The 9,146-nt window shown below is 59.1% G+C and carries 9 protein-coding genes; 4 read left to right on the forward strand and 5 right to left on the reverse strand.

Features of this window, described 5'->3' with window-relative positions:
* Together GIW48_RS29405 and GIW48_RS29410 are read left to right on the forward strand one after the other, a co-directional pair.
* On the forward strand, positions 1-1,011 hold a 1,011-nt coding region (locus GIW48_RS29405), incomplete at its 5' end, for an acyl-CoA dehydrogenase (protein ID WP_236490696.1).
* A 622-nt stretch (positions 1,012-1,633) separates the two neighbouring features.
* The gene (locus tag GIW48_RS29410; RefSeq protein ID WP_138451181.1) at positions 1,634-1,957 is read left to right on the forward strand and encodes a DUF6124 family protein; all 324 of its coding nucleotides are present in this window, start codon (positions 1,634-1,636) and stop codon (positions 1,955-1,957) included.
* A gap of 134 nt (positions 1,958-2,091) precedes the next feature.
* On the opposite strand, the gene msrA is transcribed toward GIW48_RS29410, so the two are convergent.
* Positions 2,092-2,598: a peptide-methionine (S)-S-oxide reductase MsrA gene (gene msrA, locus GIW48_RS29415; RefSeq protein WP_138451182.1), complete on the reverse strand. Its 507-nt coding sequence runs from the start codon at positions 2,596-2,598 to the stop codon at positions 2,092-2,094.
* Between the two features lie 208 nt (positions 2,599-2,806).
* Here msrA and GIW48_RS29420 point away from each other — a divergent pair, with 208 nt between their 5' ends.
* Positions 2,807-3,847 (forward strand): alpha/beta hydrolase family protein, encoded by a 1,041-nt coding sequence (locus tag GIW48_RS29420; protein WP_138451184.1) that lies wholly within the window; start codon positions 2,807-2,809, stop codon positions 3,845-3,847.
* 179 nt (positions 3,848-4,026) lie between these two features.
* On the opposite strand, the gene GIW48_RS29425 is transcribed toward GIW48_RS29420, so the two are convergent.
* From GIW48_RS29425 to GIW48_RS29440, 4 genes are all read right to left on the reverse strand, one after another.
* Entirely contained in the window at positions 4,027-5,334 is a 1,308-nt protein-coding gene (locus GIW48_RS29425) for a hypothetical protein (RefSeq protein WP_236447898.1), read from the reverse strand.
* Between the two features lie 216 nt (positions 5,335-5,550).
* Entirely contained in the window at positions 5,551-6,774 is a 1,224-nt protein-coding gene (locus GIW48_RS29430) for an amidohydrolase family protein (RefSeq protein WP_170037900.1), read from the reverse strand.
* Between the two features lie 67 nt (positions 6,775-6,841).
* On the reverse strand, positions 6,842-7,312 hold the full coding sequence (gene cynS, locus GIW48_RS29435; RefSeq protein ID WP_236460815.1) for a cyanase: 471 nt from the start codon (positions 7,310-7,312) through the stop codon (positions 6,842-6,844).
* Positions 7,313-7,343: 31 nt separating this feature from the next.
* The gene (locus GIW48_RS29440; protein WP_017136973.1) at positions 7,344-7,985 is read right to left on the reverse strand and encodes a carbonic anhydrase; all 642 of its coding nucleotides are present in this window, start codon (positions 7,983-7,985) and stop codon (positions 7,344-7,346) included.
* A 111-nt stretch (positions 7,986-8,096) separates the two neighbouring features.
* On the opposite strand from GIW48_RS29440, the gene cynR reads away from it, so the two are divergent.
* Entirely contained in the window at positions 8,097-8,990 is an 894-nt protein-coding gene (gene cynR, locus GIW48_RS29445; protein ID WP_186617810.1) for a transcriptional regulator CynR, read from the forward strand.
* Positions 8,991-9,146: the final 156 nt, after the last annotated feature.

Raw genomic sequence — 9,146 nt, forward strand, 5'->3', positions numbered from 1 at the left:
GCGCTGCTGACAGAACTGTCCGCCGCCGACTCCAACATCACCCAGGCACTGCGTGGGCATTTTGGCTTTTGCGAAGACGTGCTATGCGCCAAAGACCGCGACTGGCGCGCCCAATGGCTCGACCGCCTCGGCCAAGGCGCCCTGCTTTCCCCCGGCAGCACCGAAGTCGGCAACCAGGCCCGTGGCGATTTCGGCACCCGCCTGCACCGCCACACCGATGGCACACTGCGCATCAGCGGCAAAAAGTTCTACACCACCGGCGCGCTCTACAGTGACCTGATCAACACCGTGGCCACCGGCGAAGACGGTGTGGTGTACAGCCTGGTGGTCGACCTCAAGGCGCCCGGTGTGCAGATCATCGACGACTGGAATGGCTTCGGCCAACGCCTCACCGCCAGCGGCACCTGCCTCTTCGACAACGCACCGGTGGTGGATGACGATGTGCGCCCCACCACCCAACGCTTCGCCTATGGCCAGTCGTTCTACCAGATCTACCACCTTGCCACCCTGGCCGGCATCGCCCGCCGCGCCGCACTCAGCGGCGCCGCCGAACTCAGCCAGCGCGCCCGCACCTTCACCACCGGCAACGCCGACACCGCCGCCCAGGATGTGCAGTTGCTGCAAGTGATTGGCGAAGTCGCCAGTCAAGCCTACGCCGCACAAGCCATCACCCAGCACGCGGCGCAGCGCCTGGATCAGACGGCGCAGTATGTGATTGCGCGAGACCAGCCGCTGCAGGATGACGACTCGCAGGTTGCGTTGGCGGAATTGGAGGTGTGCCTGGCGGTCAATCCCGTGGTGGATGCAACACTGGCGGCGACCACCGGGTTGTTTGACGCACTGGGCGCCAGTGCCACGGCCAGCGACAAGGCGCTGGACCGGTTGTGGCGCAATGCGCGCACGTTGGCGAACCATAACCCGCGGGTGTACAAGTCGCGGATCGTCGGTAATTACCTGGTGAATGGGTTGCTGCCGCCCGCGCAGTGGCGAGTGGGCGTAGCCAAAGCCTAATCAACCACCCAACACAGCACCCGCATGATCGTTCCCACGCTCCGCGTGGGAATGCATCCCGTGACGCTCCGCGTCACATTGCGCAGGCCTTAAAATAGGCGTCGACGGCTGGACGCGGAGCGTCTGAGGCGGCATTCCCACGCGGAGCGTGGGAACGATCAACCCTGTGGGAGCGGGCTTGCCCGCGATGGCGGAGGATCAGTTAACTAATTTATTGACTGACACACCGTAATCGCAGGCAAGCCAGCTCCCACATTTTGTTCGGCGTAAGGCTCATGTCCTACAACGAAGCCTGAAACAGGAAAGTCCGAAGCCACAGCGCCTTGCTCCCTTGCCTACGCTTGCGTCAGAATCCGCCGGCTTGTGCGCTGTGGTGGGCGTCTCTAAGGTTGCTCGGTCGCTGACAACTCAGTGATCGGGTTTAGTAGCCCGGGGTTATTCCAGTCAGTGCATGAGCTTCATCTGTCGGACGGCTTCGTCCGTGCTTGATGGTGGCTGTGTGCAGGGCGTCTTCGGGCGCGCCGGCTTTCTTGGAATTCCCCGGTCTACTAACCTGTGCACAGCTGCCACCCCTTTGTTTAGTAGCTCAGAGGTGGCGGCCCTAAAGTGGGAAATTCCAAGTATGTTCAAAATAACGCCGAACCCTCCAAGCGAACCGGACCTGAAACTCAACCAGGCCGCGCATCGCGCAATTGATCACTACCTCAATCCAAAAGCCGACCCGGCATTGTCACCACCTTCGCTGTTCAACGTCGCGGCCGATGCCAGCAACGAAACCCTGATCACCAACAGCTACGAAACCTTTTCCTCGGTCACTGCCTTGTTGCTCGACCTGTCAGAAGATTTGACGGGAAAACAGCGCGACGTGGCGCTGGCGATTCACCAGTTGAGTGAGTTGGGGGTGTTATTGATGGACAGGCTGCTGGAGCGCGAGGCCGCCGGCTAACGATCAAACACAAAACCCTGTGGGAGCGGGCTTGCCCGCGATGGCGGAGGATCAGTTAACTAATTTATTGACTGACACACTGTAATCGCAGGCAAGCCAGCTCCCACATTTTGCAACGATCATCTCGGCGGCCCTCAAGCCCGCTTCGGCAGCTTCCAGTTCGGCCGAATAAAGTGGCAGGTATACCCATTCGGTATCCGCTCCAGATAATCCTGATGCTCAGGCTCCGCCTCCCAGAACGGCCCTGCCGGCTCAATCTCGGTGACCACTCGACTAGGCCACAGCTTCGACGCGTCCACGTCGGCCGCCGTATCTTCGGCAATGTCGCGCTGCTGGTCACTCAAGTAATAAATCGCCGAGCGATAGCTGGGCCCCGTGTCATTGCCCTGGCGGTTAGGCGTGCTCGGGTCATGGATCTGGAAAAAGAACTCCAGAATCTGCCGATAACTGATCACCGCCGGGTCAAACACAATCTCGATGGCTTCGGCATGGTTGCCGTGGTTGCGGTACGTGGCATTCGGCACATCGCCGCCGGTGTAGCCGACACGCGTGCTGAGTACACCAGGATAGCGCCGCAACAGGTCTTGCATGCCCCAGAAGCAGCCGCCGGCAAGGATGGCGGTTTCGGTTGGGTTGGTCATGGTCTGCGCCCTCAGTGGATACGAGGGTAGTTATGGGGCTGGGTTGGCCAATACCAAGGTGGCACAGGCGATTAATCTCAAACACTGACAGACGAACGGGCTAGCGAAACGATCCCCAACGGGGCGGGTATTAACTGCAAACAGGGGATGTGCAGACCACAGGGTTTCAGGTGATGATTCGCTACCTAAATCAAGGACGATAACAACAATGAAAACCGCTCTACGCGCGCTGTTCCTGCTCTGCCTGGCCGCCCCCGCCTTCGCCGACGAAAGCTCGGTCGGTTTCAAAACCACCACCCTGCACGATGCGCACAACAATCGCCCACTGGAGCTGGTGGTGTGGTACCCCGCTACCACCTCAGCCAAACCCACGCTGATCGCCGACAACGCGGTCTTCATCGGCGCCCTCGCCGTGCCCGACGCGCCGCCGGCTGCGGGCGAGCATCCGCTGGTGGTGCTGTCCCACGGTTACGGCGGCAACTGGGGCAAACAGGTGTGGCTGGCCAGTGCATTGGCGCACAAAGGTTACATTGTCGCGGCGGTCAACCACCCCGGCACCACCACCAAGGACCGCAACCCGCAAGCCGCCGCACAGCTATGGCAACGCCCGGCCGACCTGAGCCGCGCTATCGACGCGGTGCTGGCTCAACCGCAACAGTTTGGCGCGGTGGCGAACCAACACATTACTGCTGTCGGCCATTCCCTCGGCGGCTGGACCGTGCTGGAAATCGCCGGCGCGCGCTTCGACCCTGACCTGTTCACCCGCGACTGCGCCGCCCACCCGAAGCTGGGCGGTTGCATCGGCTACCATGAGATGAACCCCGCCGCGACACCCGACGGCAAAGCGCGTCTGGCTGCGGACTTGAGCGACAAACGCGTCACCGCCATCGTGTCTCTGGACCTGGGCCTGTCACGCGGCATGACCGACGCCAGCCTGGCGGCATTCAAGGTGCCTGCGCTGGTTATCGCCGGCGGCGTGCCAACCGAGGATATGGACCCCAACCTGGAATCCGCCAACCTGGTCAAGCGCCTGCCAAAAGCCACGACGCAGTACGTGGAAATCAGCGACGCCACGCACTTCAGCTTTATGTCGATCTGCAAACCGGGCGCGATCGCGTTGATTGAGGAAAGCTCGCCGGGCGATGGCATGATTTGCCGTGATGGCGAGGGTGGGCGGCCACGGGCGGTGATTCAGCAACAGGTGGTGGGGTTGATTACGGGGTTTCTGGGGCAGACAGCTCGCCATTAAAGGACAGGCTATCCAATGAATTGCTCGCCAAGGTGCACAACGGCATGAACCGCGCGATGGAGGGGAGTTTTCGGATTACCGAAGCTCCCCTCCATCTTTCGGAGCAGTAGGAACTAAAATGAGGGGTAGAAAACGCATTGCACCGGGGTAACGGGCATTAACTGCCGACTGCAATATTCTTACGCACCCAATTCACGCTGATAAATATTGAGAAGTTTAGCGTGCATCTCACCCATCCTCTCAAAGGTATTAAACACAACGGCGAGATAGCTTGACTCAATAACGGCGTGCAAGGCCGAAATAAACTGAGCCAGATTCAACTCCATTTCGTACCCACTAAAGTCAATGCGACCGTCTAATAGCGCGTCACGAATGCGACCTTCAACCATACTCCCATCATTATCCGTGGCGTCCATTATCGCCTGCTGTTTGTAGTCCGGACTCTCTATAATCTTCTGCACCAAGCGTTCCTGGTGTTGATTGGCAAATGCCAAAGCGTCAGTAACGTTATGGTGCTCTATAACGCTCTTGAGTTCGTCGATAAACTCGGAAAATGCTTCACCTTCAGCCAGCGGCATTTCCTTTGAGTAGATAGACCTAAGAACAGGGAGCACCTGATCCTTTTCCGGTAAAGACGCCTCATTGACCGACTCTATAGTTCGGGATATCTCAAACACGTCATCCGTAAATTCCTCATCCAACAGAAAGTCACCTACGTCAGCATAGAGAACTTCAAACAACTCATCGACATGATCTTCCGTCACCACTTTAGCTGCATAAATGCGCTGAACCAACGAAACCAAACATCGATTTTCTACAGCTCCCGGAACAAAAACCAGGCGTTTCTCTATTAATTCAGCCTTACCGAGAAATGTCTCCAAGGCGTTAGCAAGCTCCATATTTCTCTTATGAACCTCGTAGCTGAACCCCTTAAGTAAATGCTCAACTATATCAGTGGCAATACTTTTTCTAGATAGCTTTATATGCAGGCTGGGGTCGCATAAAATTTCATTAAAAATCGCCCGCGCGCAGGTCAAATCAGCGTCTTGAAATTCAACTTGCACCTCATGGTGTCTTGAGATCGGCGACGCCTGCGCATCCAAATACGGCAATGACGTCGACGAAATATTCTGTGAGCCCAACACTGTCACGGAACCGTAACTGAGCATTTTCACGTGGCACGCAGCATGAACATACAGCTCGACATGCGCGGGCAGGTACTTTATAAACTTTGTTAGCTGGTATTCGAACTTGGCACGGTCCAAGTCAAAGCCAAGCCCCCCAATACCGACAATTACTCTGGGTGCTTTGGACTTTCCGATAAAATTAACATTCAAAAAATACCCGGCACCCTGCAACTGTTTGTAGTGGGTATAGGTAACGATATGCGTCTGGTCGAGGGACTTTGCCCCATGTGCGCTCACATAGGCGTTATCAGCGTAGTGCTTGTGGAAAATATCGGCAGAAACCGACGCTAACTTTTTCATGGAAACATCCTTGTTCGTCAGAGCGTTATCGATTTGCAGGCTCCGCATACCCAGGCTGTGCTACAGGCATGGGAGACCGCTGTGGGGAACCGAGAGAGTCGCGATACTGCCGCTATTGCTGACAGGCTTTGCGTTGACGGCATCATAGCTCTTTATACTGCGGGGGGATTCACACTATAGCCGCCATGCAGCACTTCCTCTGACGTTGAACAGCGCTCAGAAAACCACCGATCGCTGACACACCGACGTCGCCACAATCTTCCCGCGCTTAAGCACCATCAGACGCGCGGGCAGATCAAGAATCACATCCCCCACCGCTTGCGTATCCAACAACACCAGATCCGCCGCCTTGCCCGGTGCTAACCCAAAGTGCTTAAGCCCCAAGGCTTTAGCCGGGTTGCTCGTGAGCATCGGCAACACCGTGGCCTGATCATCCGCTCCGCCCAGGTGGCAGGCGGGAATGGCCAACTGCGCAATATTGAGCAAGTCGCCGGTGCCAAACGGGGTGAATGCGTTGCGGATATTGTTGGTGGCCAGGCACACATTCACGCCGCCATCACGCAGGGCTCGCACCGGCGCCAGGGTGCGGCGCACGTTGTGACCATCGTTGCGTGCGCCAAGGTGCAGGTCGGTGGCGGGCAGGCACATTACGCTGATGCCGGCCTCGCGGATCAGCGCGATGATTTCGTGCTGTTTGTGCACAGGTACGGCGCCCAGGCTGGTCAGGTGCCCGACACACACACGGCCTTGATAGCCGTGTTCAATGGTCTTGCGAGCCAGGTATTCAATGCTCATGTGCTCGGCGTTGTCGGCAAAATCCTGGTGGAAGTCGATATCCTTGTCGTAACGCTGGGCCAGGCTGAACACATAGTCGATGTGTGCGTGCGCCGAGCTGTCGTTGTACGGAATGCCACCCACCACGTCGGCGCCCTTCTCCATGGCCTCGACCATCATGGCCTGCATGCCCGGTAGCTTCAGAATGCCTTCCTGTGGAAAGGCGACCACCTGGATATCGATCACGTCGCGTAGTTTGTCGCGCAACTCCAGCACCACATCAAAGCCGGTAAACCCTTGCTCGGGGTCGAACTCGGCGTGGGCGCGCACGTGGGTAGTGCCGGCTTGCACCAGGTCGCGCAGTACTTGAGTGGAGCGATCGAGGATGTCGTCGCGGGTCAAGGTGGGTTTGAGTTCGGCCGTGACGGCAATCGCCTCTTTCAGCGTGCCCGAACGGTTGGCCTTGCGGTGCATGACATGGGCTTTTTCCAGGTGCAGGTGCCCTTCGACAAAACCCGGTATCAGCACGTTGCCGTGGCCCTGGATTTCCTGCCGGGCGTGGGCTGAAATGTTCGGCGCGGTCTCGATGATCTTGCCGTTATTGACTGCCACATCCATCAGCGGCCGTGCGTCGTCGATGCGTACATGACGAAAGATCAAATCCATAACTGCGACCCTCAATATCGCTGCCGTGGCCCGAGCGCCTTGCAGCGCCGGGCCGTTACTCAGCTGATCAGAACGGTTTGGTCGGCAGGTACTTGCCATCCAGGGTGATCACGGCGCGGGAGCCACCGTCCGGGTCGTCAACCTTTTTGACGTCCAGCTTGAAGTTGATCGCGCTGATGATGCCGTCGCCAAACTTCTCGTGGACCAGCGCCTTGAGCGTGGTGCCATAGACCTGGATCATTTCGTAGAAGCGGTAGATGGTCGGGTCGGTCGGGATGCCGTTGCCGATGCTGCCGCGCACCGGGATGGTTTGCAGCAGGAGCACGGCATCCGCATCCAGGCCCAGGGTGTCGGCAACGGCTTGAGCGGCGCTGGCGGGCAGTGGGTGCTGGCCGAGCAAGGCGGCGGTCACGAAGGCTTCGTGCAGGCCGGTGCCTTCGGCGATCTGGGCGAACGACAGGTCTTTGCGGGCTTTAGCCAAGAGGATGACGTCGGTCAGGGCAAGGCGAGTGGTCTGGCTGATTTGCGACTGGATCATGGGGTTATCTCAGTGGGTAAAAAGGAAGGTGTTAGTAGGAAACGGCGCGCGCAGTCGGGTTGTCGGCAAGGGCGACGAACTGGCCGGTACGGCCATCGAAGGCCTGGATGCAGCCACTTTCGATGTCGTAGACCCAGCCGTGCAGCGTTACGCGTTTTTCTTCGAGGGCCAGGCGCACTGAAGGGTGCGTCTGGATATTGGCCAATTGCGCGATGACGTTTTCGCGCACCATGGAGGCGACTTTGGCGTGCTGGTCGACATGCTGGCGGGCCTCGTTGACCACCCGGCCGGAGTCAGCGTAGCGCAACCAGCCGGCCACGGCGGGCATGTGGTCCAGGCATTTGCAGGTGGCGATGGCGGTCATGGCGCCGCAATCGGAATGCCCGCAAATCACGATGTCGCTGACTTGCAGGGCGGCGACGGCGTACTCCACCGAGGCCGACACACCGCCCGGCTCGGGGCCGTAGGACGGCACGATATTGCCGGCGTTGCGGATCACGAACAGGTCGCCCGGCTCGCGCTGCGTGACCAACTCTGGCACCAGGCGGCTGTCGGAGCAGGAGATGAACAGCGCCCGCGGGCTCTGCTGGTTGGCCAGGTCTTTGAACAGGCCGGCACGCTCGGGGAAGGCGTTACGTTGAAACTTCAGGAAACCGTCGATGATGTCTTGCATGGGTGACTCCTTTGGTTCGCGATGCGATGAAGCAAAGGTTACGCAGCCACTTAAATAAGGTAAAAGTCTCATATATGATCAAGATCATCAGATAATCTTATGAGTACAAGCATGCTGGCGCGCCATATCCATTACTTCCTTGCTGTCGCCGAGCATCAGGGCTTTACCAAGGCAGCGACGGCCCTGCATGTCTCGCAGCCGGCGCTGTCGCAGCAAGTGCGGCAGTTGGAAGAAAACCTCGGCGCGCAGTTGTTTGACCGCTCAGGGCGCAAGACCCGTCTGACCGATGCCGGTGAGGTGTACCTGCGCTATGCGCTACGGGCAGCGCAGGAACTGCAGGAAGGCCAGCGTGCAATCCATGACGTGGGTGATTTGAGCCGTGGAACGCTGAGGATTGCAGTCACGCCCACCTTCACCACTTACCTCGTAGGGCCGCTGGTGGAAACCTTTCACCGCCGCTATCCGAACATCACGCTGAACGTGCGCGAGGTCGCCCAGGAGCAGATGGAGAACCAGTTGCTGGCTGACGAGCTGGATGTGGGCATCGCCTTTGATCAAGTGCACGCGCCCGACATCGACAGCTATCCCCTGCTGGTGGAAACCCTGGCGTTGGTGGTCGGCAACCAACACCCGCTGGCAGGCGAGGCAGCCATCGGGTTGCAGGCGCTGAACGGCGAATCGCTGATCTTGCTCAGCAAGGCGTTCGCCACCCGCGAGCAGATCGACCGCTACTGCAACCAGCATGGCATCCGCCCGCGCGTGGTGATGGAGGCCAATGTGATCGGCGCACTGATCGAGGTGGTGCGCCGGACCACGCTGTCGACGCTATTGCCGGCCGCGATTGCACGGGCGCATCCCGAGTTGGTCGCGATTGAACTGGGGCCGCAGCGGCTGCAGCGCACAGCGGTGTTGATGCAGCGCAAAGGGGTGTACCAGAGTGCGGCGGCGCGGGCGTTTATCGAGGTGGCCAAGGAGGTGGCGGTCGCACTGGGAGAAGGGAGCTGACGTGCCGAATCGTCGCACCGCTGCGATGCTACAGGCTGAACGGGCTGTTGTGGCGAGCGGGCTTGCCCCGCGTTGGGCTGCGCAGCGGCCCCAGTAATGCCACCGCGTCCTTTCTGAAAAAACGCAGCGCCTGATTTTAGGGCTACTTCGCAGCCC

Source organism: Pseudomonas sp. PA-6-3C, assembly GCF_021605825.1.
Lineage (GTDB): Bacteria > Pseudomonadota > Gammaproteobacteria > Pseudomonadales > Pseudomonadaceae > Aquipseudomonas > Aquipseudomonas edaphica.